This window comes from Bacillus cereus group sp. MYBK30-2, from assembly GCF_051915945.1.
In the GTDB taxonomy this organism is placed as follows: domain Bacteria; phylum Bacillota; class Bacilli; order Bacillales; family Bacillaceae_G; genus Bacillus_A; species Bacillus_A paramycoides.
In genome coordinates this window covers 602766-626898 of the sequence record NZ_JBQAFR010000002.1, presented here as the reverse complement: position 1 = coordinate 626898, position 24133 = coordinate 602766, and the positions used below count along the sequence as shown (strand labels likewise).

Here is a 24133-nt window from a genome sequence, read left to right as displayed (position 1 = left end):
CAATGGCAATTAAGCAAACGAATAATCCTAAGGTTGATCTTGTTTATCGGAAAAGAAAAAGTGCAGAGGAAATGAAGCACCAAGTTATTACGTTTGCACTAATGATCTTTTTAACATTTGTTGCATTTGCAGCGGTAGCATATCCGAAAACATTTAGTCCGATTTTTTCGGTGCCATTTATTTTATTGTTAGCAGTTGTTCAAGTTGTATTTCAATTATATTATTTCATGCATATGAGTCATAAAGGACATGAAGCGGCGAGTTTCTTCTTATACTCTGGATTGTTAATAGGTTTATTAACGATTTTAGCCTTTATGACAATTGTGTGGATTTAAACAGTAGTAGTTGGAGGGCTCTGATTTATCATAGCCCTCTTTTCATATGAAAGATAAGAATTTTGAAAAGGTAGGTGTGAAAATGGAGAATTTATGGATATTTGGTTTTCAGGCTTTATGGAGTCCGATTTTTCTGTTATTTATGGCCTCGATTCTTATTAGTTATTTCTTAATTATTGGACCGTATAGAACACGATTTGAAAATGCGACGAAGGTAAGTAAAAAGCAGATTTTTTATTTTACGACCGGGATTGTTCTTTTGTATTTTGTAAAGGGAGGACCTATTGATTTAATTGGTCATATTATATTTAGTGCACATATGTTTGAAATGGCAGTAATGTACATTGCAGTTCCTCCATTATTATTGCTTGGTATACCTGTTTGGTTATATCGTTATATTACTTCTTTTAAGTTTGTTCAAATTGTACTAAAGGCTTTTGCTAAACCGCTTATTGCGTTGTTTGTATTTAATGGTCTGTTTTCCTTTTATCATTTGCCAATTGTTTTTGATACAGTAAAACAAAGTCAAATAGCACACCCCATTTGCCTCGCTATATTGTTTTTTACAGCAATGATGATGTGGTGGCCGATGTTAAATCCACTGCCGGAATATCAAACATTAAGTGATATAAAGAAACTTGGTTATATGTTTGCTAATGGTATTTTATTAACCCCAGCTTGTGCGTTAATAATTTTTGCGACTGAACCATTATTTGCAACATATACAGATCCGGCTGCTTGGATGAAGGCGATGGAGCTTTGTGTACCGGCTGGTACTTTATCAGATTTAAATATTACTGGACCAGAATTTTTACATTGGATACCAGTAGTGCAAGACCAACAAACAGGCGGTATCATTATGAAAATTGTCCAGGAAATAGTGTACGGCACGATTATCGGCTATGTGTTCTTTAGATGGGCACGTAGAGAGCGTGAAAAGGATAAGGAGCAATTACAGGAGCTACCACCGTATTTACAGACTAAGTAGAAAAAGCGTATGGGAGCCCATACGCTTTTTTCTTTTTTAGTTGTAGTGGACATGTAAAAAGATTGAATTTTCAATCTTTTTGTGTTAACCTAGTGTAGGCATGTACTAAAAGTGGATATAAAACTTACTACTAGCTTTAATACGTAATATTTCCAGATGTAGTGCTAGTTTTTTAGAGAGTTACAAATTTATATTGTTTTCTTTAATAAACACAAACTATTTTAAGGGGGATTTTAAATGGGTAGTAGTGGAAGTATGGTAAAGCCGATTAGTGGTTTTTTAACAGCGTTAATTCAATATCCAGTACCGGTAGTGGAGTCGCGTGCAGACATTGATAAACAAATTAAACAGATCATAAAAACAATTCATTCAACTAAATCAGGCTACCCTGGATTAGAATTGATAGTATTTCCTGAATATAGTACACAAGGGCTCAATACAAAAAAATGGACTACAGAAGAGTTTTTATGTTCAGTGCCTGGGCCAGAAACGGACTTATTTGCTGAGGCATGTAAAGAATCTGAAGTATATGGTGTTTTTTCTATAATGGAAAGAAATCCTGATGGTGGAGAACCGTATAATACAGCAATTATTATTGATCCACAAGGTGAAATGATTTTGAAGTATCGTAAGTTAAATCCTTGGGTGCCAGTCGAACCTTGGAAAGCTGGAGATTTAGGCTTACCTGTTTGTGATGGACCTGGAGGAAGTAAATTAGCTGTTTGTATTTGTCATGATGGCATGTTTCCTGAAGTAGCTCGTGAAGCGGCCTATAAAGGTGCAAATGTCTTGATTCGTATTTCTGGATATAGCACACAAGTTAGTGAACAATGGATGTTAACCAATCGTTCAAATGCATGGCAAAATTTAATGTATACATTGTCAGTGAACTTAGCGGGTTATGATGGTGTATTTTATTACTTTGGTGAAGGACAAGTATGTAATTTTGATGGGACTACTTTAGTGCAGGGACACCGAAACCCTTGGGAGATTGTTACTGCTGAAGTATATCCAGAGCTAGCAGATCAGGCTAGATTAGGATGGGGTCTAGAAAATAATATATATAATTTAGGTTCAAGGGGGTATGTCGCGACTCCTGGTGGGGTGAAAGAAAACCCGTATACGTTTGTAAAAGATTTAGCTGAAGGTAAATATAAAGTCCCTTGGGAAGATGAGATTAAAGTAAAAGATGGATCCATTTATGGGTATCCAGTCAAAAAGACGATTCATTCTTAGGAAAGATAAATAGAACAAGCGCATCATATTGATGCGCTTGTTCTATTTACTCAATAATTTGAAATTCTTTCAACTCTTTTTCAATATTTAGTAGGAGCTGTTCGCTTTTTTGAAGTACATTCGTTGGGAAAATCTCGTCATCACCATATTCAACGCCGTGAGGGTAATAATGTTTTCCTAATAAGGGTGGCAATAGTTTTACTTGAGCGTGTCTGCTGCCGATGTCACCTTCAACAGCAAAACCTTGTACGCGTAAATAATAAATATCCTTTAATATTTCAAATTTATAATCATATGTAACGCGTTCGTAATCCCATTGTCCAGCAAGTACAAAATGATTGTTTTCCATAATCTCAGTTAAAAGAGTTAAATCAATGACTGCACCATTAAACTTCGTATTTGTAAATTGCATAGAATACCTCCTTCTTTTTATGGTGTTTTATTATTTTTATAATAGTATGAATAGTAAGAAAGTGCAATTCATATTGAGAGAAAAGGGATAATCCAGACTTTTTTCGTGAAAATATGATATAGTGAAAAGAGTACGGTACACACAAAAAAAGGAAAGAAAAGGCTTTGTGTATATCTCAATTTTATGTTTTGTTCAGGAGGTATATCGTTTGAAGAAATTATTGCGTATCGTAATGATTACATTTTTAATTTTAGCTGTTGATTTATACGGGAAGTTACTCGTTTCACAATATATATTAACTCCATCGCACTCTAAGCAAGAAAATAAAATTGTGAAAAAGAAAAAGCAAGTAAATGAAGAATCCACAGACACTGTTTTAAATATGATTGGTGGGGATCCTGAGAATTTATTAGCAAAGTGGGGCGAACCGTCTCGAATAGAGCCGTCTGCTTATGGATATGAATGGTGGGTGTATAATCAAGATTTAACTCAGTATGTTCAATTTGGAGTTGCTGAACGTAAAGTTGTAACGGCGTATGTTGCTGGTGATCAAGTCAAGGTAGCTCCCTATTATATAAATGAAAAGTATGAAGAGGTATATAAAAAGAATCCGCTTTCACATGAGATTTCATTAAAAAGAGGAAAGAATAGTTATCAATTTGAGTTATCTGATACGGAAGTAATGGAACAACCACTAATCCCTGTAGAAGATGGGTGGGCACAATTATATTTTGATCACTTTACACATGAACTTGTTGGTGTTCGTTATATGGATGATGAAACGTTATTACGCCAAAGACCATATCAGCTTGTTTATTCAGGTGAATTAATAGCAGAACAGCCGTTGACGCCAGAAAAAATGAAGCAAGTAGAAAATGGAAATATGCAACAAATTCTCGACTTAACAAATATTATTCGAAGTCGTCATCAATTACCGTTGTTAACATGGGATCAACAAACTGCAGATGTTGCATTTGGCCATAGTAAAGATATGAAAGATAATAATTATTTTTCACACGATTCTCCCACCTTTGGTACGTTAGGAGATCGTTTGCAACGTGGGCAAGTGGCTTTTCAACTTGCTGGTGAGAATATAGCCGCGCAACATAGTGATGGAATTGCAGCTGTACAAGGCTGGTTAAATAGTGAGGGGCACAGAAAGAATTTATTAAATGAACAATTTACTGGATTAGGTGTTGGGGTATATGATAAATTTTATACTCAAAACTTTATCCGAAAATAAAAAGGTGCATGAATCGTCTAAAAATAGGCGAACCATGTGCCTTTTTTTTCTTACAATATAGTAGATATACATGAAGAGGTGAGTAGTATGCCAACAACAAAAGGACCGTTACATCCATCGGTTCAACAGTTTAAAGAGTTTGTAAACCATCACCCTAAAATGGTTCATGAGGTTAGAAGTGGTCAAAAAACTTGGCAGCAATTTTATGAAGAATGGTACTTACTTGGTGAAGAAGATCAAATATGGGCAGCGTATAGACCTGATGGAGCACCTGCTTTTTCTTCAGTAAAAGAAAATAAAGAAGAAAAAGAAAATCGAACTGAGGAGGAAAAAACTGCTGATGTGATGGGGCAAATGCTTTCTTTCTTTAAAAAGTTAGACGTAGAACAAATGCAACACCATTTAGCAAATGTAACGAGTGCGATTGGTAGTGTGCAGCAAGTTATCCAACAATTTCAAGGGAACCGCACGCAGCAAGAACAAAATACTTCTGAAAATAATCCATTTTTCTTTCAAAAGGATTAGGGGGAAAGAGGATGAGAGCAGAGCTTATGGAGTTTATAAAGGCTGATGAGGATTTAGCTCGTTATATTCGGGAACAGCCATACTGGTACCGGAAATTAACACGTAATCCAGAAGAAAAAGAGGCTTTTGAGTTAGCTGCCATGCAACATTTCAAAAAAACGATACCAGATAAAGTAGAAAAATTTCAAAATCAATTGGCGGTTGCCTCAATTATGATTGATATGTTCCAGTATATGAAGCAGCAAAATGCGACGTAAAATTGGAAGGGAAAACTATGTCCGTTATGCAAAACTTTTGTTACAATAGAATCGGATTATTAAAAAAGGAGTTGCAGCATGACGGAAATTTGTTTAGTACGACATGGACAAACTGATTGGAATTTTCAAGAGATTATTCAAGGGCGCGAAGATATTCCGCTCAACGAAGTTGGGAAAAAGCAAGCGAGTCAAAGTGCAGCTGCCTTGCAAGCGGAATCGTGGGATATAATTATAAGTAGCCCGTTAATTAGAGCGCAAGAAACGGCTAAGGAAATTGCTGGGGCTATTGGATTGCAATCTATTTTATTAGATGAACGATTTATGGAACGTAATTTTGGGGAAGCTTCTGGGAAACCAGTTGCGGCCGTTAGGGCGTTAATTGCAGAAGGTAATGTAGAAGGAATGGAGCAGGATGAAGAGATTGTAGAGCGCTGTTTTACCGCATTACAAGAGGTTGCAGCAACACATGGAGATAAACGTATTATCATTGTTGCGCATTCACATGCAATAAAAGCGATTTTACACGCAATTGCGCCAGATGAAATTACATTTAAAACGCCATTAAAAAATGCATGTATTAGCTACGTGAAAGAAAATGGTGGGAAATGGGATGTTCTTAAATATAATATTGCGGAGCATATTATTGTATAAAAGTACAAGGGAATTGTATGGAAATTAGTTAGAATCATATCTTTCTTTTAGGTGAGACACTTCAATTAGTAGTTCTGTTCCAAATGTGTTATGATGAATACTCGGAGGTGTCTCTCATGATTGTAGCGACGCTGGAAAGCGTATTGATTTTAGATAAGGCAGAGCAGCTTGCAAAAGCGATTATCTGTTCAGATATAGCAGAAGATTATCGTAAGTATTATAAGGATTTGCAAGAAGATATGGAAGTCCAGACGTTAATTCAGCAATTTACAGCGATGAAAGAGCGATATGAAGAAGTGCAACGTTTTGGTAAATATCATCCTGACTATACTTTCGTTTCGACGAAAATGAGGGAATTAAAGCGTTCTGTAGATTTGCATGATAAGGTTGCAGCCTTTAAAAGAGCAGAAACTGATTTACAAAAGTTATTAGATGAAGTTAGTGTAGCAATTGGTTCTGAGGTGTCATCTTCCATTAAAGTTCCAACAGGAAATCCATTTTTTGATGTGGGTGGCTGTGGCGGTGGCTGTGGTACCGGAGGCGGTTGTGGTTGTAAAAAAACGGGGTAATTTACCCTGTTTTTTAGAATATAGAAGAAAACGTATACAGAGTTTGTCCTATAATGTCATAAATTTCTGATTGGTTTTCATAAAATATAAGAATATAAGTTTTTAAAAAGGAGAAGATGGAGAAGATTATGTTCGGGCAACGACAAAGTATGATTGTTTATTTACATTCATTGAAACATGCCAAGATTTTAAGGAAATATGGTAACATTCATTACATATCAAAACGATTGAAATATGCCGTTGTATATTGTGATATGGAACAAATTGAGCATATGATGCAAAAATTGAATAAACTTCCTTTTGTAAAAAAAGTAGAACAGTCGTATCGCCCGTTTTTAAAAACGGAATTCGAAAATTCGCGTCCTGACCGGGCAAAAGAATACGATTATAGCTAAGTGAAAAAATCCCCCGCTAAATTCAGTGGGGGATTTTTTCACTTGAAATAACGTGTTATCTCATTGGAGGAATGAAATTGTTCATTCGTAAAATACCAATCAGATGATTAAAAAATAGTTCTTTTTCAGGGAAAGTTGTTGATGGTTTTACAGTAAAGGGTGTAACTTTTTTTCCTATTTGTTCTGCCATTTCTTCAAATAAAACGACACGTTTGCTTTTTTTATTTTCAAGTATAGGAATGCCTTCACGACATATGTATAATGGCTGGAAATCGCCAGTAGTTGTCGGTTTTAGTATTACAACAAGTGAACACACTTTTTTTTCGTTTTTTACAGTTTCAAATTGTAACATATGTGTTACACGTTCTTGGTTTGTTTTGGCAATTTCAAGTAATTCATATAAGTCAGAGTAGCCTTCTCCGAGTTCTATAAAGCGTTGAATCATATTTTTTCCTCCTCTTTCTTTTACTGTACCATCTCACTTTTTAAATGAAAAGTAGACAAAGAAAAAAACCCTGCAAAGCAGGGCCCTTCTAATACTAGTATGTACTAGTAAGAAGGCAAAGGGAGAGGAGAAACCGGAGGAAGAACTTATGGGGAAACGTAAGTCTTCTCCGCGGTTGGCAACAACATCGAAGGTGATGTTGTTATATTTATTTATGTCCAATCTAAATGAAGATATACATAATGAAATTAAAATTTATGTTTGGCTTTTTATTTTTCTTTTTTTTATTTTATGATAGGATAAAAAAGGTAAAGTAGAGCTGATGTACATAAAGGGTTCTTGTTCGCAAATAGTGAGATGAATATGTAGGAAATAGCGAACGGTTATTTTAACTAAAGTTCTCTATTGGTTAAGTAACGAATTAGTGAAGAATTGTATGGTTTGGTAGCGGTTACTGAATTCGGATGGATTTGCTGTAATCGCTCGATAGATTGAAATAAAGGTAGTGACAACAGATGAGAGTAGTTTCAGGAAAATGTAAAGGGCACCCACTTAAAGCGGTACCTGGTAATACAACACGGCCAACGACAGATAAAGTGAAAGAATCTATTTTTAATATGATAGGTCCTTATTATAATGGTGGTATCGCTCTTGATTTATTTGGTGGTAGCGGTGGCCTTGGAATTGAGGCCATAAGTAGAGGGATTGATAAAGCGATTTTTGTTGACCGAGATAGTAAAGCGATAAAAGTAATTCATCAAAATTTAGAAAGCTGTAGAATACATGAACAAGCTGAAGTGTATCGAAATGATGCAGAGCGTGCGGTAAAGGCGCTTATAAAGCGTGAAATATCATTCGATCTTATACTAATAGACCCTCCATATAAAGATCAAAGAATTGTATCTTTAATTAGTGTGATGGATCAACATGGATTGTTAAATGAAGATGGATTAATTATGGCAGAACATGGCGATGACGTAGTTTTACCTGATTCTATAGGAGAACTTGTAAAAGTGCGAGCAGAAAATTATGGGATTACAGCAATTTCGATTTATAAGTATGAAGGTGAGGGGACAGAATGACAAGTATAGCTATTTCTTCAGGAAGTTTTGATCCAATTACCCTTGGACATTTGGATATTATTAAAAGGGGAGCAAAAGTATTTGATGAAGTGTATGTAGTTGTATTAAACAATTCATCAAAAAAACCATTTTTTTCAGTAGAAGAGCGCCTAGAGTTAATTAAAGAGGCAACAAAGGACATCCCGAATGTAAAAGTTGATTCACATAGTGGATTATTAGTGGAATATGCAAAAATGCGTAATGCAAATGCGATTTTACGCGGGTTACGAGCGGTTTCTGATTTTGAATATGAGATGCAAATTACTTCTATGAATCGAAAATTAGATGAAAATATCGAAACCTTTTTTATTATGACAAACAATCAATACTCATTTTTAAGCTCGAGTATTGTGAAAGAAGTTGCAAGATATGGTGGAAGTGTAGTAGACCTTGTTCCTCCAGTTGTAGAGCGTGCTTTAAAAGAAAAGTTTCAAACCCCGTTAAAGTGAACGGGGTTTTTCTTTATCCCTCTATTTGCGGACAGTAAGACTCAAACCTCAAACCTCGGCTGAAGCAATGAATTTAGGTGGGAGTCGGGCTGCCCGTAAAAGCCCGATTGGTGAAGGCTAATAAAATCTGTAGGGGGATGAACAAAACCTCCACGGATTAAAGTTTCACTTTATTAATGCGTAAAAACAGTAAGATAACATATAAATATAAACAAAATAAAGTGAAGATAGGTCCGTAGTGTATAAACGATGTCCAAACATCATTAAGTGCAGAAGAATGATTCAATAAAAATACGGGTATATCTTCTTGTGTAGGTGAGAAAGAATGAACTTTTTCATAAAATGGTCCCCAAAATATAAAAGTGAGAATAGGAGCGAAAATACTTTGGATAATTCGCGCTAAAAAATATGGTTTAAAGCGGATGTCTGTCTCCGCTAATATGCTTGCTACTTGAGCCTGAATAGAAAGACCGCTAAATGCTAATATGAAGCTTGTTACCATCGCTTGTTGAAGAAGTGTGGTTTCATTTATTTGACTAATCATTTGGCTTCCAAGTGTCATTTCAAAAATACCAGATAGTATCGGAATGCTAAATTCGGATGTTAGTTGGAAGAATGATAAAATATGTTGCATAATAAAAGAAAGCGCTTCTGTAATTTGGAAAACAGTAATCATTTTATTTAAAACAGAGAATAAAATAATAAACCCACCAATCATGAGTAATGTTTGAATAGAAGAAACGATAGCGTCTCCGAGTAGTTTTCCGATTGGTCTTTTTTCTTGCATACGCGTTTGGTGGAGGACTGAGAAAGGGTTTTGAAAGGGACGTTTTTGGATAGTATGTTTGTCTTTTATGTAGGTATCGTTATTGCCGTAAAAACGCATAATTAATCCGACGGCAAAGTTACTTATATAATGTGCAGCTGCTAATACAAACCCTAATTTCGGATTATTGAAAAAACCGATAGAAACAGCTCCGAAAATAAAAAGTGGATTAGAAGAATTTGTGAAAGATACGAGTCGTTCTGCTTCAATTTGTGTTAGTTGATTGCTTTTGCGTAGTCTAGCGCTTAATTTGGCGCCAGCAGGGAATCCTGAAGCCATTCCCATTGCCCAAACAAACCCGCCTACCCCTGGAACACGAAAAAGTGGCCGCATTAGCGGCTCTAATATAACACCGATAAATTTTACAATACCAATACTGATTAGAAGTTCCGCAATGATGAAAAACGGTAGTAGTGAAGGGAATACAACTTCCCACCATATATTTAACCCGCGAATTGAAGCTTGCAAGGCAGCTTGGGGGTGGAGTACAAGAGAAAAGGTTAAAAATAACATTGATATGGTAAGAAAAGCAGTTTTCCATTTTTCGTACATGTAAGAAAATCCCCCTTTGTCCCAAAAACGTTCATTTCAGTATACGTGGATATGTGGTGAATTTAGACCATAAGTATGAAAAAGGAATGAAAAAAATTAAAGGGTGAGAAAAATGAAGGAACCAAAAATCGGTTTAGCGCTTGGATCTGGAGGTGCGAAAGGTTTTGCTCACATTGGGGTAATAAAAGTGTTAAGGGAAGCTGGCATCCCTATTCATATGATAGCAGGTAGTAGTATAGGAGCATTAATAGGCACATTTTATGCAGCGAGTAGTAACGTAGAAAGACTGTATAAATTGGCAGCTGTTTTTAAAAGGAAATATTATTTAGATTTTACAGTTCCTAAAATGGGATTTATTGCTGGAAAACGTATCAAAGATATGATTAAAATGTTTACATATAATAAAAATTTAGAAGAGTTAGATATCCCAACAGCTGTTGTGGCTACTGACATTTTGAAGGGGGAAAAAGTTGTCTTTACAAGCGGTCCGATTGCAGAGGCAGTTCGAGCTAGTATATCTGTACCGGGGGTGTTTGTTCCGGAAAAAATAGATGGCCGCTTATTAGTAGATGGAGGAGTAATTGACCGTATTCCAGTATCAGTTGTAAAAGATTTAGGTGCTGATATTGTTATTGCTGTTGATGTATCTCCGATTAAGGTGAATGGAGAGGTTACATCTATTTATGATGTGATTATGCAAAGTATTGAAATTATGCAACATGAACTTGTGTTGAATCGGCAAATAGCATCAGATTTAATGATGCGACCAGCTGTAGAACAATTTAGTTCGCGTGCTTTTACACATATTGAAGACATTATTAGGGTCGGAGAAGTGGAAGCAGAAAAACACATTTCAAACATTTATTTACTAATTGAGCAGTGGAAGGAGAAACATAATGTTTAAGCGTTTTCGGTTTATTTATGCAATTTTAATAGGGGTTATATTGGCGATGCTACTTGTTTATGTACGTTTGCCGTACTATGTAACAAAACCAGGTATGGCGGCGAAATTAGCGCCATACGTTCAAGTGGATGGTGGGACGAAAGAGTCTGGTGATTTCATGCTTGTCACTGTCTCAATGGGACCTGCAAATGTGGTGAATTTAATAGCCGCGCAGTTTAATAAATATACACATATTTCGAAAGCGGAAGAAATATTACAAAGAGGCGAGAGTGATGAAGAATATCAATTTCGCCAAAATTATGCAATGAAAGATTCGCAAGATGCAGCAATCTATAATGCTTATAAACGTGCAAATCGTTCTGTTTCTTTTGAAAATAAAGGTGTACTGGTTGCAGGTGTAGCAAAGGGTATGCCGTCAGAAGGAAAGCTGAAGCTTGGGGATGTTATTATAGCTGTCGATGGAAAAACATTTGACAAGACGGAACAATTTATTGAGTATATGACAGGAAAAAAAGAAGGGGATACAGTAAATATTGAATATAAGCGAGGGGGAAAACAGTTTAAAGAAAATTTAAATGTAAAGACAATTCCTAACGGAAATGGACGCGTTGGTATAGGGGTCTCTATCGTTACGGAAAGAGAATTAGTAGTGGATCCGAAAGTGAAAATTGATTCCCATGAAATAGGGGGACCATCAGCAGGTTTAATGTTCACATTAGAAATTTATAATCAGCTTATTGAAGAGGATTTAACAAAAGGACATGAAATAGCTGGAACAGGTACAATCAATGAACAAGGAGAAGTTGGTCCAATTGGTGGTATTCAGCAAAAAGTGGTAGCTGCTAGTGATGCGGGTGCTGAGGTATTCTTTGCGCCGAATGAAAAAGGTGCGGAGAAATCAAATTATAAAGATGCGCTTGAGGCTGCAAAAGATATTAAAACAAAGATGAAAATTGTACCAGTGGATACATTGGATGATGCGTTGAAGTATTTGGAAAAAATGGGCGAAAAAAAGTAAACCTCTCTGAGAAAGAGAGGTTTTTTTATAAGAATCTTGTTGTTGTTTCGTCGTAACGAATTGGATGATGCGTTGCGTCTTGCTTTAGCGATTGTGTCCGTATCGGTTCTTTCATTATGGAGAAATATACAGCATTTGCTTTTCGTTCTATGTCTAAAGTAGGGTGTTTGAATGTTTTTGTATGGGTAAGGATTGGGAGATCTATTTTTTTCTTATTTTTAGAAAGGTAAGTTTGTCCTTTTTGTGACATGCCAAGTAGACGGATATACGGCGCGTATTGCTCTATATTTGCATTGTATATTTCTTCCTTCGTTGTATTTGTTAAAATATGTGTACAAGCTCTTTGTAATCTAGTCCATGTATAACGTTTTGTTTTTAATGCCTCCATGAATGAATGGAACGATGAACTGTCCTGTATTTTTGATAAAATACGATGCTCTAAACCTTCTTCCATTTCATATATATGTTGTAAGTCTTGAGAAGACATGGTCATGAGTTTGTATTTGAAAAACGAAAAGTAATTTTCCCAGTTATGTAACATACCGTAGTTTTGCTTGTAATTTTCTAAAAGAGAAGCAGACGTTTTCGGGATAAAAGGCTCAATAGTTGAAAATGAACTGTTTTCGCTAAATAGTTGCTTACGAATACTTGTTGCGCTTGCAATATGTTTATTATGAAATGTTTCATCATGATAATGAGAGGCGAATCTTTTTATAGTTTGTACTTGCATGGCACTATTTTGTGAGAGAATTGCCTTGATGTATTGTAAGCCTAAAATGTTATTTGGTTGTGACATATCTACGTTTTTTTCGGGTGGTAAGATGCGTAGAAAGGCTTCAGATGTTGCTTTTGCGTAACTATTCCCCTCGTTCATAAATTGTTTTACAAGACGATTAAAAGTCTCTTCTTCATTTTTTTGTACAGAAATGGTATTATAAAAATTTTCAGTTTGCCCATCTTCACTACCGAAACAAATTTCAGAAACACGAAGGGCGTTTAAAATGGAAATTGCGCCATTTGCGAATGTTTCAGCCTTTTGTGTTGCAAATGCATATGGAAGCTCTACAACAAGGTCTACGCCGCTTGCTAAGGCCATTTTGGTACGATACCATTTGGAGATGAGTGCAGGCTCACCACGCTGTAAAAAAGGACCGCTCATAACGGCAATAATAATATCAGACTGTGTTAACTTTTTTGTTTGTTGCACATGATAAGCATGACCGTTGTGAAAAGGGTTATATTCAACAACAATACCACTGGCTTTTATGGTAATCTCTCCTTTCGATGTAGCATCTTTTTGGAAAACGTGATAATCTATATATTATTTCCTATGATGACTTCATTATAGTGTAAAGAAAAAACATTGACAAATATAAAATGGCTAGCTATAATTTTGTTTGTTGCCTTGAGGTGATATGATATGAAATGGTCCATCCATCAATTGAATAAATTGAGAAATAAAGGATTGACATTGGATGAGATGGTAGATGTAAGTGAGCTAAAAGAGGTCGAGAAAGATATTCGTGAAATTAATCCTGTTCATGTAACAGGAAGAGTTGATTTTGGCTCCGGTAAGTTTACGTTTCATCTACATATAACTGGAAGCATGGTTTTACCATGTTCTCGCTCTTTAGTAGATGTGACATTACCATTTGACATTAAAACAACTGAGGTGTTCCAAACTTCTGAAGAGGAGTTTGAAACAGAAACTGAAATTCATTGTTTAGAAGGAGAAGTACTTGACTTACTGCCCGTAATCAAGGAAAATATACTTTTGGAGATTCCAATGCAAATTTTCAGTGATGATGTTTCTGGTGGAGCACCGACGCAAGGTCAAGACTGGCAAGTGATTTCGGAAGAAAACAAAGAAAAGCCTGTTGATCCAAGATTGGCAGGACTTGCAAAGTTTTTTGACAAATAATCGGAAGACTGGTTCAGGCCTTCATATGAAAATAACTATTTCTTTTAAGGAGGTGGGAAGAATGGCTGTACCTTTTAGAAGAACTTCTAAAACAGTAAAAAGAAAGCGTCGTACGCATTTCAAATTATCAGTACCTGGTATGGTAGAGTGCCCAAGCTGTGGTGAAGCGAAATTAGCTCACCGTGTATGTAAAGCATGCGGTACTTACAAAGGTAAAGAAGTAATCAGCAAGTAATTGCAAAAAATAAACGTAGAAGATATCTTCTACGTTTATTTTTTTTGTCTTATTCTTTATTTGTTGTATTCTATCTTTTCTAGTAACTGCATATGCTTAATAAAAAATGCATAGGGAGGACTAGAGAGATGGCGACAACAAGACAAGATGCTTGGACTGATGATGAAGATTTGCTTCTGGCAGAAGTAGTACTCCGGCATATTCGTGAAGGTGGAACGCAACTTTCCGCTTTTAAAGAGGTGGGAAGACATTTGTCTCGTACACCTGCAGCATGTGGATTTAGGTGGAATTCTTACGTTAGGAAGCAGCACAGAGAACGTATTGAAGAAGCGAAGCAACTCCGTAAAGTGGAAAATTATGAAGTGAGAGAGACAAAGGTGGAGGCACCTACGTCTCTTACATTAAATGATGTCATTGATTTCTTGCAAAATTATAAAGATGAAAAAGATTCAACTGTGTTGCAGCAACAAATTGAATCATTACAAACAGAGAGAGCGCGTCTTCTGGAGCGGTTATCAGTATATGAGGAAGAGTATAGAACATTACTTGATTATATTGATCAAAAAAGAAGTGTAATGGTATTAGAGGGAAAAGAAAGAGATGTTGTTCGTGCGAATGAAAAATTGGAGAAGTTAAAGAAATAAAAAAACAGCTGTTATGCAGCTGTTTTTTTATTTCTTAAGCAGATCCTTCGTTTGTAACCGCATTCAAATTTGTTTCTGGTTGCCAAATGTAAAATTCACCATCGGTTACTGATACTTTTTGGAAATTTAATTTATCCCAAAAACCTGCTGATTGGACACGTGCTATCGTTTTAATCGGGAATTGTAGTTGCTTCGCGTAATTAACGAGCATTTGTCCAAATCCTTGTTTTTGAAAAGTTGGTAACACCTCAAGTTTATAGAGTTCTATATAAGGACCAGTGATTTCGAAATTTTCTCCACCGTTCCTTTTCATATATAGACTCATACGCGCGATTAGTGATCCTCCGTAATAAATACCATAAAATGGAGATTCGCTATCATTTTCAATAATATTTGCCTGTAATTCTTCAAGCATGGATAACTCTAAAGCTCCGCAGCCTTTAAACTTTTTAAATTCATCTAACGTTTTATAATTGATGAGCAAACGCTCAACTTTTGGGAATATCATTACATCACATCCCTTTCTTATCTTGTTGAATGCAGAAAAGTATAAATATTTATAATAATATTATAACTCATTTTTTAATTTTTATGAAGAAGATAGAATATTTCTTTCATTATTTTTTTGAGGATTTGCTAAACTAAGAGTAGAACTATGTATATAAGTAGTATATACATAGTGAAAGAAGAGGTTGCATTAGTTACAAGATAATTGAATCCTCAACTATGTTATTGTAATTTAGTAAGATGTAAAGGGGGGAGGACAAGGAGACTTATGTAAATTACTATTATGAGTTCCTTGTGTAAAGATGAAAATTGGAATTGTTGGACCGGGGGCTATTGGTCTCCTATATGCATTTTATTTACAAAAAAGCAATCAAGATGTTACGTTGTTTACAAGGACCGCTAAGCAAGCGGAGGAATTAAACTTAACGGGTGTAACGTGTATTAGGAATGGAGAACGTGAAACAGTGTTTCCGTCTATTTTACCGATAGAAAGTATGCTGAATAACAAGTTAGATTATACATTTATTGCTGTAAAGCAATATCACATAACTGACATATTACCTTTTGTACAGGGAGAATCTTCATTAATCTTTTTACAAAATGGAATGTCCCACCTTCATATTATGCGAAAATTAGGGAATGAACGAATAGCGGTCGGGATTGTGGAGCATGGTGCAAAAAAAGAGGATGGACATACAGTTCATCATACTGGAATAGGTGTTACAAAATTTGGTGTAGTGCGCGGTCAATCTAGTTGTTTTAAAAGGGTATTTAATTGTTTTCCTTTTGATTATTTTCCGATTCAGATAGAAGATGATTGGAAGGGGATTATGCGCAATAAATTAGTAGTCAATGTGTGTATTAATCCATTGACGGCATTATTGCAGGTTCAAAATGGAGAGTTAATTTCAAATCCTTATTTTTATCAAATGATGGAGCAAGTATTTCAGGAAGTTGCATTCCTTCTTAAAGAAGAAGAGAAAGAAACGGTATGGCAACTGGTACGCCGGGTATGTGAAAGAACATCTCATAATACATCATCTATGTTAGCGGATGTAAGAGCGAATAGACAAACGGAAGTTAATGCAATTATTGGATATGTATTAGAAGAAGCTAAGGAACAACAACAATCAGTTCCGGCACTACAATTTCTGTTCAAGGCAATAAAAGGAATAGAAGCATAAGTGTTATTCTTTGCTTTTACGTGAAACATTGACTACAATGTGGGTTGGTGAGAGAACAGGATACGAAAGGAAGAATTATATGGAGATAAAAGAAATCTCTGTTCCACTACAAGGAGTTGTAGCGGACTATATGAACGGTAAAAAAGAGATACAGTCATGTTTTGATTATATGTTAACAGAAGATGCTTTTAAACAGCGTATACATGATTTGCGCGAGAGAAAGTTTTTTCGTCAAGATTTAGTAACGCATTTATTAGAATATAATACACAATTACAAGCCGGAGAATTTACAATTCAAAATATAAAAGCGCTTGAAGATGAAAATACATATGTAGTTATAGCTGGACAACAAGCGGGGTTATTAACGGGACCGCTTTATACAGTGCATAAAATTATTTCAATTTTACAGCTTGCGAAAGAAAAAGAAGAGAGCTTAGGGGTTCGAGTTGTTCCTGTCTTTTGGATTGCTGGTGAAGACCATGATATGGATGAGATTAATCACACTTTCGTAACGAAAAATAAAAAAATAAAAAAGACTATTTTTCATGATCGTCATCCGAAAAAGGCGAGTGCTTCTGAGTCTGAGCTTTCTATTGAAGACTGTAGAAAATGGATTGAGGAGATTTTTAAAACATATCCAGAAACTAATTTTACAAAGGATGTATTACAATTTATTGATGATGCTTTGAATAAATCGAATACGTATGTAGATTTCTTTGCTTACCTTATTATGAAATTGTTCGCGAATTCTGGTTTAATTCTTGTAGATTCACATCATCCTGCATTAAGAAAATTAGAAGTGCCGTTCTTACAACAAATTATAAGTAAATATAAAGAAATTCAAGTAGGACTTCATAATCAACAGGAAGTAATTAAGGAACTAGGATTTAAACCGATTATTGAAACGAAGTCTAACGCGGTGCATATATTCATGGAAATTGATAATGAGCGAGTATTGCTTGAAGAGGATCAAGGGAAGTTTGTTGGAAAAGATGGAGTACATTCATTTTCTTATGAAGAATTGATGGAAGAGATGGAAAGAAGTCCAGAGCGTTTTAGTAATAACGTTGTCACACGCCCTCTTATGCAAGAGTATATGTTTCCTACGTTAGCGTTTATTGGCGGGCCAGGGGAGTTAGCTTATTGGAGTGAATTGCAACAAGTGTTCCATACAGTCGGTTTCCAAATGCCACCTGTCGTTCCGCGTCTTACAATTACTTATATTGAGAGAGATATTGCGACAGATTTATACGATTTAGACTTGCAAGAAATGGATCCATTTCTAAATAATATAGATAATTTACGTGACAATTGGCTTTCGAATCAAATAGAGGAACCAATAGGCGATCGATTTGTAGAAGCGAAAAAAGAAATAATTGATATTCATACATCATTACAACGATTTGTGAAAAAAATAGATCCAGGATTAAGTGAGTTTGCAGGAAAAAATGAACTGAAAATTAATGAACAAATTGAACTATTAGAAAGAATGTTGAAAAGAAATGTTGAGAAGAAGCATGAGGTTCAGCTAAATAAATTCCGTCGTATACAATTTGCGCTTCGTCCGTTAGGAGCACCGCAAGAACGTGTGTGGAATGTATGCTATTATTTAAATCAGTTCGGTCTTGATTTTGTTGACCGAGTAATGAAACAATCCTTTTCGTGGGATGGAAAACATCATGTAATAAAACTATAGAATCTTGCTCTTTGGAGCAGGATTTTATTTTTATTACATCGAATTAACTGTGAAGTGAAATTTTTCTGAATTATCATTCTTATATTAATGTACGGAATCGCTATGCAGCAGATATATATATATGACAAAATAGCACAAAATGTAAACGGATTAATATCTTTTTCGACAGGTTTTTATTTAAATTCCCGCAAAAGATGATAAAATTTAGTATATAATAAAATAAAATAGCGATTTGTATAGTATGCTGCCTTTGTTGGTAAGTTAAATGAGTCGTTCTTTAGTAGCATTTCGTTCTCTAGTAGTAAAATATGCGTTTAGAGGAAGAGATGCATTCAACATAATTAATTGGAAAAAGAGTAGGTGCAACAATGTTTAAACACGTAACAGTACTTTTGAAAGAAACAGTAGATGGCTTAGATATAAAGCCAGGTGGTACATATGTAGATTGTACACTGGGTGGAGGAGGACATAGTTCTTATTTATTATCCCAGCTAACTGATGGCGGAAAATTAATAGCATTTGATCAGGATGAAATAGCGATTCAAAATGCGAAGGAAAAGTTTTCTTCTTATGGTGAACAATTTGTAACAGTGAAGAGTAATTTTCGTTATTTATCTGAAAAACTACATGAATTAGGTATCACAGAAGTAGACGGGATTTTATTCGATTTAGGTGTTTCATCCCCACAATTAGATACACCAGAGCGTGGTTTTAGTTACCATCATGATGCACCGTTAGATATGCGGATGGATCAAGATGCCCCATTAACAGCATATGATGTTGTGAACAGCTGGTCATATGAACAACTCGTAAGAATTTTCTTCCAGTACGGTGAAGAGAAATTTTCAAAGCAAATTGCAAGGAAGATTGAAGCGTATCGCGAGAATAAAGCGATTGAAACGACAGGAGAGTTAGTGGAATTAATTAAAGAAGGTATTCCAGCTCCGGCCCGTAGAACAGGTGGACATCCTGCGAAGCGAGTATTCCAGGCGATTCGTATTGCTGTAAATGATGAATTAAAAGTATTTGAAGAAGCGTTGGAATCTGCAATTGAGATGGTCAAGCCTGGCGGAAGAGTTAGTGTTATAACATTCCATTCTTTAGAAGATCGTATTTGTAAAACGACGTTTAAGCGAAATAGTACAACGCCGCAATTACCACCAGGACTACCGATAATCCCGGATGAATTTAAGCCGAAATTAAAACTTATTACAAGAAAACCGATTTTACCTTCTGATATCGAATTAGAAGAAAATAATCGGGCACGTTCTGCGAAGTTGAGAATCGCTGAAAAAAGATAAAAAGGAGAGAGAGGTATGACTAATTTAGCTGTTAAGTACAAACAACAAGCGCAAGAAGAGGTACAAATTCAAACGCCACCACAGCAGATGGTTAAGCCGAAAGTAAAAGCGAAAATTACAAGAATCGAAAAGCTGTTGTATGTAGCGTTTATTGGCTTTTTAATATATGCCTGTGTAGCTTTTATTGGAAATAAAGCGGGTCTTTATCAAGTTAATGTAGAAGCAGCGACGATAGAAGAACAGATTGTGAAGCAACAAAAAGAAAATCAAGAATTGCAGGCTGAAGTAGAGAAGTTAAGTCGTTATGAACGTATCGCTGAAGTTGCAAAAAAACACGGGCTAGAAATTAATGCGAATAACGTGAAGGGCCTGAAGTAAGGCAAATAGGTGTGAAGAAAAGATGAAGAGAAATATGACCAAATTTCATACCAATAAAGGAGCAGGTTATTTTATGATATTTTTCCTCCTGCTCTTTTTGCTGTTATTAGCCCGATTTTTTTACATACAAGTAACAGGAACAGTGGATAATCATGATTTAAAGAAACTTGCTGAGCAAAAACATAGTAAAAAAGGAGTTCTCGAAGCGAATCGAGGAACAATTTATGATCAAAATGGTCATGTGTTAGCGCAAGATGCAAATTCCTATAAAATTGTAGCGGAATTAAAAGGTGCTAAACCTGTTGAGAATAAAGAGGATACCGCAAAGAAAATCGCTGGAGTACTCGGAAAAGGTGAAGATCAGATTTTAGCCGCTTTAAATAAGGATAAAAGTCAAGTGGAATTAGGAACGTTAGGCAAGGACTTGACGAAAGAACAGAAAGAACAAATAGAAGCATTGAAATTGCCGGGGATTTCTTTTATTACCGAAAATGCGAGAGTGTATCCAAATGGAGATTTCGCATCTTACGTCATAGGTCATGCGAAACCGGATGAACACGGAATCTCAGTAGGTCAATTTGGCTTAGAGAAGAGTTTGGATAAATATTTAGGTGCCTCTAATGGTGAGGTAGCTTATACAGGTGATCGTAAAGGAGTATCTCTTGACGGTGGAAAAGTGAATGTAAAGGCACCAAAAAATGGAGATAACGTGTATTTAACGCTTGACCAACGTATTCAAAGTTATTTAGAAGACGCAATGAAAGAAGCGAGTAAACGTTATGATCCGAAAAGTTTAATAGGAATTGTTGCGGATCCGAAAACGGGAAAAATATTAGCGATGTCTAGTAAACCTAGTTACGATCCGAATCAACGTAATATTGATTATTATTTTAATGATGCAATTGCAAATGCATTTGAACCTGGATCAACAATGAAAATTTTCACGTTAGCTGCGGCCATTAATGAAGGTGTATACAATGGGCAAGACTTTTATCAGTCTGGTACATATCAAGTGGGTAATCGCAAAATAAAAGATCATAACGGCGGCGCTGGATGGGGCTCTATAACATTTGATGAAGGGGTAGAGCGCTCTTCAAACGTAGCGTTTGCAATTTTAGGTGATCAAAAACTTGGTCCAGAACGTTTCCGAAAATATATTCATAGTTTTGGATTAGACGAAAAAACGAATATTGATTTAGCTGGTGAAGGGTCAAATACAATTTTATTTGATCAACAAATACAGCAAGTAACAACAGCGTTTGGACAAGGTTCTACAGTTACACCAATCCAACTTGTGCAAGCTGCAACAGCGATTGCGAATGATGGGAAAATGATGAAACCTTATACAATTGATAAAATTGTGGATCCAATAACAGGTAAAGTGCAGTTAGAGCATAAACCAGAAGAAGTAGGAAAACCTGTTTCAAAAGAGACAGCAGCACAAGTAAGGCAATTACTAGAACGTGTTGTTACATCACCGAAAGGAACAGGAACTGCATATAAAGTTGATGGGTATTCAGTCGGTGGTAAAACAGGTACAGCACAAATTCCTGACGGAAAAGGTGGCTATATGACAGGAAGAGAGAATTATATATTCTCATTCCTAGGTATGGCACCGATGGACGATCCGCAACTTGTTGTGTATTTGGCCGTTAAACAGCCGAAATTAAAAGATGATGAAAACGGGGCTCAACCTTTAGCTGATATCTTTAAATATGTAACGAAGAATAGTTTAGAGTATTTAAAGATTAAGCCAAATGAAGTAAAAGATCCGAAAAAATATGTGAAAGAGCAACAAACTGTCGTTCCAGATGTAACCGGAAAAACGATGGAAGAAGCGAAAAAAGCAATTGATAAAGCAAAACTTCGTCCAATCGTATTAGGTGAAGGGAAAGTACAGCAACAAGTGCCAAAAGCGACTGAACAAACATTGAAGGGTGATCGAGTCTTCTTAGTAGGAGATAAGCCTACAATGCCAAATATACAGGGATGGGCACTGCGTGATGTTATGAATTTAGCAAAAACATTAAAGCTTAACTTAAAACCTTCTGGTACAGGGTATGTAACGGAACAAAGTGTGGCGGAAGGAACATTGTTGCAACCTGGTACAGAATTAGATGTAACACTCGTACCACCACTTGAGCCGCAGCAAGAAGCAGAAAAGCCATAATGGTAATAGGGAAGAAGTTCTAATTAAATAAGTACAAGCATATATTGGAACAAGCTAGGCGTAAGGGAGGCTTGTTCCAATATGCGTGTATCAAATGTAACAGTTAGAAAACGACTTATTTTTATACTTATATCGGGAATACTCATTTTCACCATCATCGATATTCGTCTTGGATATGTGCAATTTTTTCTTGGGAATATGTTAACGGATCGTGCGAAGGATTCATGGAGTCGTAATATTACTTTTGAACCAGAGCGAGGGAAAATTTTAGATCGAAATGGTGTGGAGCTTGCTACGAATAAAAGTGCACCGACCGTCTTTGTTGTGCCGAGGCAAATTGAAAAACCAGCAGAGACTGCAGAGAAGTTAGCTGCAGTATTAGGTGTGGAAAAAGATGATATTTATAAGCGGATTACAAAAAAAGAGTCAATTGTAAGGCTTGATAAAGGCGGAAGGAAAATATCGCATGACAAAGCGAAAGAAGTACGGGGGTTAAGCTTAAAGGGTGTTTATATCGCGGAAGATTCTATCCGGTACTATCCATTCGGTAATTTTTTATCACACGTATTAGGATTTGCGGGCAGTGATAATCAAGGGCTTATGGGGCTAGAGAAATATTATGACAAAGAGCTAAATGGTGATAAAGGTCATGTGCGATTTTTTGCAGATGCGAAAGGACAGAGAATGCCTAATGTTGGTGATGATTTCAAAAAACCAGAAGCCGGCTTGAATTTAGGATTAACAATTGATTCACGCATTACAAGGATTATGGAAAGAGAAATGAATATTGCGGAATCGACGTATAATCCAGATGGTATGATAGCAATTGCGATGAATCCGAAAAATGGTGAAATTTTAGGTATGTCAAGTCGACCAAGTTTTGATCCAGCAGATTTTCAAAGTGTTTCTCCGGAAGTATATAATAGAAACTTGCCTGTATGGAGTACGTATGAGCCTGGATCAACATTTAAGATTATTACATTAGCTGCAGCCTTGAATGAAAATTTAGTAGACTTAGAGAAAGATACGTTTTATGATGATGGAGCAGCTGAAGTTGGTGGAGCTAGATTGCGATGTTGGAAAGCTGGAGGCCATGGTAGCCAAACGTTTTTAGAGGTAGTTCAAAACTCTTGTAACCCAGGATTTATTGAACTCGGTGATCGTCTTGGCAAAGACCGATTGTTTAAATACATTCGCAATTTCGGCTTTGGACAGAAGACCGGAATTGACTTGCAAGGTGAAGGTAGCGGGATTTTATTTAATTTAGATAAAGTTGGCCCAGTCGAGCAAGCAACGACTTCATTCGGGCAAGGTGTTTCTGTTACACCGATTCAACAAGTAGCGGCAGTAGCGGCTGCTGTAAATGGTGGAACTTTGTATCAGCCTTATATAGCGAAGGAATTTATTGACCCAAAGAATAATCAAGTTGTCAGCAAAAAGACGCCTGTTGCGAAAAGAAAAGTTATTTCCAAGGAAACTTCAGAGAAAGTTCGCTATGCATTAGAGAATGTTGTAGCGAAAGGATCTGGTAAAGGCGCTTATATTGATGGATATCGTGTAGGTGGAAAAACCGGAACTGCTCAAAAGGTGAAAGATGGAAAATATTTAGATAATAACTATATTGTATCTTTTATCGGTTTTGCTCCAGCAGATGATCCGCAAATTGTTGTTTACGTTGCTGTTGATAATCCGAAAGGAGTCACTCAATTTGGTGGAGTTGTTGCAGCTCCAATTGTTGGGAATATTCTTCGAGATGCACTTCCTGTTATGGGAGTGGAGCCGAGAAAAGAGCAAGTTGAGAAAGAATATAAATGGGGCGATACACCAACTGTGGAAGTTCCAAATTTAATTGGTATGACGAAGAAAGATTTACAAACACAACTTGTCGATTTGAAGCTTGATATAAGTGGTGATGGAGAGAAAGTAATTAAACAATCACCAGAAGCTGGTGCGAAAGTTAAAGAAGGTTCGAAAATTAGAATTTACTTCGGGAATTAAAGGTAACAGATTGTGTTTTATGGTACAATTGGTGGAAGTGAGTTCTTTATAGAAGAGTTGCTTTATTTGAGACGAAAAGTGTCTCATTAATAAATAAGTCTATTTATTAGACTGTAGTAGCACTTACCTCCAGTTTTTATATGACTAGGAGGTAACGTGGTACTAACTTAAAA

The 24133-nt window shown here is 36.0% G+C and carries 27 protein-coding genes; 22 read left to right on the top strand and 5 right to left on the bottom strand.

Annotated features, from left to right (window positions below; translation table 11 throughout):
* Nucleotides 1-2: 2 nt before the first annotated feature.
* From ctaF to ACTFQM_RS14685, 3 genes are all read left to right on the top strand, one after another.
* Nucleotides 3-335: a cytochrome c oxidase subunit IVB gene (gene ctaF / locus ACTFQM_RS14695; RefSeq protein ID WP_002173185.1), complete on the top strand. Its 333-nt coding sequence runs from the start codon at nucleotides 3-5 to the stop codon at nucleotides 333-335.
* A gap of 82 nt (nucleotides 336-417) precedes the next feature.
* Complete coding sequence (gene ctaG / locus ACTFQM_RS14690; RefSeq protein ID WP_002173184.1) at nucleotides 418-1323, top strand: cytochrome c oxidase assembly factor CtaG; 906 nt, start codon at nucleotides 418-420, stop codon at nucleotides 1321-1323.
* A 237-nt stretch (nucleotides 1324-1560) separates the two neighbouring features.
* Entirely contained in the window at nucleotides 1561-2559 is a 999-nt protein-coding gene (locus tag ACTFQM_RS14685; protein WP_440035002.1) for a formamidase, read from the top strand.
* A gap of 46 nt (nucleotides 2560-2605) precedes the next feature.
* On the opposite strand, the gene ACTFQM_RS14680 is transcribed toward ACTFQM_RS14685, so the two are convergent.
* Complete coding sequence (locus ACTFQM_RS14680) at nucleotides 2606-2971, bottom strand: YugN family protein (RefSeq protein ID WP_048374020.1); 366 nt, start codon at nucleotides 2969-2971, stop codon at nucleotides 2606-2608.
* Nucleotides 2972-3179: 208 nt separating this feature from the next.
* Between ACTFQM_RS14680 and ACTFQM_RS14675 the strand changes: the two genes are divergently transcribed.
* The 6 genes from ACTFQM_RS14675 (at nucleotide 3180) to ACTFQM_RS14650 (ending at nucleotide 6611) form a co-directional block, all read left to right on the top strand.
* Entirely contained in the window at nucleotides 3180-4214 is a 1035-nt protein-coding gene (locus ACTFQM_RS14675; RefSeq protein ID WP_440035000.1) for a CAP domain-containing protein, read from the top strand.
* A gap of 87 nt (nucleotides 4215-4301) precedes the next feature.
* Complete coding sequence (locus ACTFQM_RS14670) at nucleotides 4302-4739, top strand: YlbD family protein (RefSeq protein ID WP_048374018.1); 438 nt, start codon at nucleotides 4302-4304, stop codon at nucleotides 4737-4739.
* Nucleotides 4740-4750: 11 nt separating this feature from the next.
* Nucleotides 4751-4996, top strand: a complete 246-nt coding sequence (locus ACTFQM_RS14665; RefSeq protein WP_002173180.1) for a YlbE-like family protein — start codon at nucleotides 4751-4753, stop codon at nucleotides 4994-4996.
* Nucleotides 4997-5074: 78 nt separating this feature from the next.
* On the top strand, nucleotides 5075-5647 hold the full coding sequence (locus ACTFQM_RS14660; RefSeq protein ID WP_440034998.1) for a histidine phosphatase family protein: 573 nt from the start codon (nucleotides 5075-5077) through the stop codon (nucleotides 5645-5647).
* Nucleotides 5648-5763: 116 nt separating this feature from the next.
* Nucleotides 5764-6216, top strand: coding sequence for a YlbF family regulator (locus ACTFQM_RS14655; protein ID WP_025147766.1), 453 nt, complete (start codon nucleotides 5764-5766; stop codon nucleotides 6214-6216).
* Nucleotides 6217-6344: 128 nt separating this feature from the next.
* Entirely contained in the window at nucleotides 6345-6611 is a 267-nt protein-coding gene (locus ACTFQM_RS14650; RefSeq protein WP_002088292.1) for a YlbG family protein, read from the top strand.
* Between the two features lie 55 nt (nucleotides 6612-6666).
* On the opposite strand, the gene ACTFQM_RS14645 is transcribed toward ACTFQM_RS14650, so the two are convergent.
* Nucleotides 6667-7056, bottom strand: coding sequence for a DUF7147 family protein (locus ACTFQM_RS14645; RefSeq protein ID WP_002173177.1), 390 nt, complete (start codon nucleotides 7054-7056; stop codon nucleotides 6667-6669).
* 515 nt (nucleotides 7057-7571) lie between these two features.
* On the opposite strand from ACTFQM_RS14645, the gene rsmD reads away from it, so the two are divergent.
* Both rsmD and coaD read left to right on the top strand, forming a co-directional pair.
* Complete coding sequence (gene rsmD / locus ACTFQM_RS14640) at nucleotides 7572-8138, top strand: 16S rRNA (guanine(966)-N(2))-methyltransferase RsmD (protein ID WP_440034994.1); 567 nt, start codon at nucleotides 7572-7574, stop codon at nucleotides 8136-8138.
* Nucleotides 8135-8626 (top strand): pantetheine-phosphate adenylyltransferase, encoded by a 492-nt coding sequence (gene coaD / locus ACTFQM_RS14635; protein ID WP_025147769.1) that lies wholly within the window; start codon nucleotides 8135-8137, stop codon nucleotides 8624-8626. Before rsmD ends, coaD begins: the two co-directional genes overlap by 4 nt.
* A 157-nt stretch (nucleotides 8627-8783) precedes the next feature.
* On the opposite strand, the gene ylbJ is transcribed toward coaD, so the two are convergent.
* Nucleotides 8784-10004, bottom strand: a complete 1221-nt coding sequence (ylbJ, locus tag ACTFQM_RS14630) for a sporulation integral membrane protein YlbJ (protein WP_265621685.1) — start codon at nucleotides 10002-10004, stop codon at nucleotides 8784-8786.
* Between the two features lie 112 nt (nucleotides 10005-10116).
* Here ylbJ and ACTFQM_RS14625 point away from each other — a divergent pair, with 112 nt between their 5' ends.
* Both ACTFQM_RS14625 and ACTFQM_RS14620 read left to right on the top strand, forming a co-directional pair.
* A complete protein-coding gene (locus ACTFQM_RS14625; RefSeq protein WP_440034992.1) occupies nucleotides 10117-10908 on the top strand; it encodes a patatin-like phospholipase family protein in 792 nt (263 codons plus the stop codon).
* Nucleotides 10901-11926, top strand: a complete 1026-nt coding sequence (locus ACTFQM_RS14620; RefSeq protein ID WP_328045899.1) for a SepM family pheromone-processing serine protease — start codon at nucleotides 10901-10903, stop codon at nucleotides 11924-11926. The genes ACTFQM_RS14625 and ACTFQM_RS14620 overlap by 8 nt, the downstream gene beginning before the upstream one ends.
* Nucleotides 11927-11951: 25 nt before the next feature.
* On the opposite strand, the gene ACTFQM_RS14615 is transcribed toward ACTFQM_RS14620, so the two are convergent.
* Nucleotides 11952-13133: a nucleotidyltransferase gene (locus ACTFQM_RS14615; protein WP_002173171.1), complete on the bottom strand. Its 1182-nt coding sequence runs from the start codon at nucleotides 13131-13133 to the stop codon at nucleotides 11952-11954.
* 213 nt (nucleotides 13134-13346) lie between these two features.
* Here ACTFQM_RS14615 and ACTFQM_RS14610 point away from each other — a divergent pair, with 213 nt between their 5' ends.
* From ACTFQM_RS14610 to ACTFQM_RS14600, 3 genes are all read left to right on the top strand, one after another.
* Nucleotides 13347-13847, top strand: a complete 501-nt coding sequence (locus tag ACTFQM_RS14610) for a YceD family protein (protein ID WP_048374014.1) — start codon at nucleotides 13347-13349, stop codon at nucleotides 13845-13847.
* 61 nt (nucleotides 13848-13908) lie between these two features.
* Complete coding sequence (rpmF, locus tag ACTFQM_RS14605; RefSeq protein WP_001984764.1) at nucleotides 13909-14082, top strand: 50S ribosomal protein L32; 174 nt, start codon at nucleotides 13909-13911, stop codon at nucleotides 14080-14082.
* Nucleotides 14083-14210: 128 nt separating this feature from the next.
* A complete protein-coding gene (locus ACTFQM_RS14600; protein ID WP_440034989.1) occupies nucleotides 14211-14726 on the top strand; it encodes an RsfA family transcriptional regulator in 516 nt (171 codons plus the stop codon).
* A 34-nt stretch (nucleotides 14727-14760) separates the two neighbouring features.
* Here ACTFQM_RS14600 and ACTFQM_RS14595 read toward each other — a convergent pair whose 3' ends face one another.
* Complete coding sequence (locus tag ACTFQM_RS14595; RefSeq protein WP_440034987.1) at nucleotides 14761-15234, bottom strand: N-acetyltransferase; 474 nt, start codon at nucleotides 15232-15234, stop codon at nucleotides 14761-14763.
* 301 nt (nucleotides 15235-15535) lie between these two features.
* Between ACTFQM_RS14595 and panE the strand changes: the two genes are divergently transcribed.
* From panE to ACTFQM_RS14565, 6 genes are all read left to right on the top strand, one after another.
* Nucleotides 15536-16417 (top strand): 2-dehydropantoate 2-reductase, encoded by an 882-nt coding sequence (gene panE / locus ACTFQM_RS14590; protein ID WP_440034985.1) that lies wholly within the window; start codon nucleotides 15536-15538, stop codon nucleotides 16415-16417.
* 79 nt (nucleotides 16418-16496) lie between these two features.
* Nucleotides 16497-18113: a bacillithiol biosynthesis cysteine-adding enzyme BshC gene (bshC, locus tag ACTFQM_RS14585; RefSeq protein WP_440034983.1), complete on the top strand. Its 1617-nt coding sequence runs from the start codon at nucleotides 16497-16499 to the stop codon at nucleotides 18111-18113.
* A 368-nt stretch (nucleotides 18114-18481) separates the two neighbouring features.
* Nucleotides 18482-19414: a 16S rRNA (cytosine(1402)-N(4))-methyltransferase RsmH gene (rsmH, locus tag ACTFQM_RS14580; RefSeq protein ID WP_002173165.1), complete on the top strand. Its 933-nt coding sequence runs from the start codon at nucleotides 18482-18484 to the stop codon at nucleotides 19412-19414.
* A gap of 15 nt (nucleotides 19415-19429) precedes the next feature.
* Nucleotides 19430-19792 (top strand): cell division protein FtsL, encoded by a 363-nt coding sequence (gene ftsL / locus ACTFQM_RS14575; protein WP_002173164.1) that lies wholly within the window; start codon nucleotides 19430-19432, stop codon nucleotides 19790-19792.
* A gap of 22 nt (nucleotides 19793-19814) precedes the next feature.
* Nucleotides 19815-21962, top strand: a complete 2148-nt coding sequence (locus ACTFQM_RS14570) for a penicillin-binding protein (RefSeq protein ID WP_440034981.1) — start codon at nucleotides 19815-19817, stop codon at nucleotides 21960-21962.
* A gap of 81 nt (nucleotides 21963-22043) precedes the next feature.
* Nucleotides 22044-23960, top strand: coding sequence for a stage V sporulation protein D (locus ACTFQM_RS14565; protein WP_002173162.1), 1917 nt, complete (start codon nucleotides 22044-22046; stop codon nucleotides 23958-23960).
* The last annotated feature ends 173 nt before the right edge of the window (nucleotides 23961-24133 follow it).

Excerpts from the sequence above, each read along its gene's own strand:
- ylbJ (WP_265621685.1), bottom strand. The coding sequence starts at position 10,004 with ATGTACGAAAAATGGAAAACTGCTTTTCTTACCATATCAATGTTATTT.
- ACTFQM_RS14565 (WP_002173162.1), top strand. The coding sequence starts at position 22,044 with ATGCGTGTATCAAATGTAACAGTTAGAAAACGACTTATTTTTATACTT.
- ACTFQM_RS14610 (WP_048374014.1), top strand. The coding sequence starts at position 13,347 with ATGAAATGGTCCATCCATCAATTGAATAAATTGAGAAATAAAGGATTG.
- ACTFQM_RS14620 (WP_328045899.1), top strand. The coding sequence starts at position 10,901 with ATGTTTAAGCGTTTTCGGTTTATTTATGCAATTTTAATAGGGGTTATA.
- bshC (WP_440034983.1), top strand. The coding sequence starts at position 16,497 with ATGGAGATAAAAGAAATCTCTGTTCCACTACAAGGAGTTGTAGCGGAC.
- ACTFQM_RS14680 (WP_048374020.1), bottom strand. The coding sequence starts at position 2,971 with ATGCAATTTACAAATACGAAGTTTAATGGTGCAGTCATTGATTTAACT.
- ACTFQM_RS14645 (WP_002173177.1), bottom strand. The coding sequence starts at position 7,056 with ATGATTCAACGCTTTATAGAACTCGGAGAAGGCTACTCTGACTTATAT.
- ACTFQM_RS14670 (WP_048374018.1), top strand. The coding sequence starts at position 4,302 with ATGCCAACAACAAAAGGACCGTTACATCCATCGGTTCAACAGTTTAAA.
- ACTFQM_RS14665 (WP_002173180.1), top strand. The coding sequence starts at position 4,751 with ATGAGAGCAGAGCTTATGGAGTTTATAAAGGCTGATGAGGATTTAGCT.
- ftsL (WP_002173164.1), top strand. The coding sequence starts at position 19,430 with ATGACTAATTTAGCTGTTAAGTACAAACAACAAGCGCAAGAAGAGGTA.
- rpmF (WP_001984764.1), top strand. The coding sequence starts at position 13,909 with ATGGCTGTACCTTTTAGAAGAACTTCTAAAACAGTAAAAAGAAAGCGT.
- ACTFQM_RS14570 (WP_440034981.1), top strand. The coding sequence starts at position 19,815 with ATGAAGAGAAATATGACCAAATTTCATACCAATAAAGGAGCAGGTTAT.
- ACTFQM_RS14600 (WP_440034989.1), top strand. The coding sequence starts at position 14,211 with ATGGCGACAACAAGACAAGATGCTTGGACTGATGATGAAGATTTGCTT.
- ACTFQM_RS14655 (WP_025147766.1), top strand. The coding sequence starts at position 5,764 with ATGATTGTAGCGACGCTGGAAAGCGTATTGATTTTAGATAAGGCAGAG.
- rsmD (WP_440034994.1), top strand. The coding sequence starts at position 7,572 with ATGAGAGTAGTTTCAGGAAAATGTAAAGGGCACCCACTTAAAGCGGTA.
- panE (WP_440034985.1), top strand. The coding sequence starts at position 15,536 with ATGAAAATTGGAATTGTTGGACCGGGGGCTATTGGTCTCCTATATGCA.
- coaD (WP_025147769.1), top strand. The coding sequence starts at position 8,135 with ATGACAAGTATAGCTATTTCTTCAGGAAGTTTTGATCCAATTACCCTT.
- ctaF (WP_002173185.1), top strand. The coding sequence starts at position 3 with ATGGCAATTAAGCAAACGAATAATCCTAAGGTTGATCTTGTTTATCGG.
- ctaG (WP_002173184.1), top strand. The coding sequence starts at position 418 with ATGGAGAATTTATGGATATTTGGTTTTCAGGCTTTATGGAGTCCGATT.
- ACTFQM_RS14685 (WP_440035002.1), top strand. The coding sequence starts at position 1,561 with ATGGGTAGTAGTGGAAGTATGGTAAAGCCGATTAGTGGTTTTTTAACA.
- ACTFQM_RS14660 (WP_440034998.1), top strand. The coding sequence starts at position 5,075 with ATGACGGAAATTTGTTTAGTACGACATGGACAAACTGATTGGAATTTT.
- rsmH (WP_002173165.1), top strand. The coding sequence starts at position 18,482 with ATGTTTAAACACGTAACAGTACTTTTGAAAGAAACAGTAGATGGCTTA.
- ACTFQM_RS14595 (WP_440034987.1), bottom strand. The coding sequence starts at position 15,234 with ATGATATTCCCAAAAGTTGAGCGTTTGCTCATCAATTATAAAACGTTA.
- ACTFQM_RS14625 (WP_440034992.1), top strand. The coding sequence starts at position 10,117 with ATGAAGGAACCAAAAATCGGTTTAGCGCTTGGATCTGGAGGTGCGAAA.
- ACTFQM_RS14650 (WP_002088292.1), top strand. The coding sequence starts at position 6,345 with ATGTTCGGGCAACGACAAAGTATGATTGTTTATTTACATTCATTGAAA.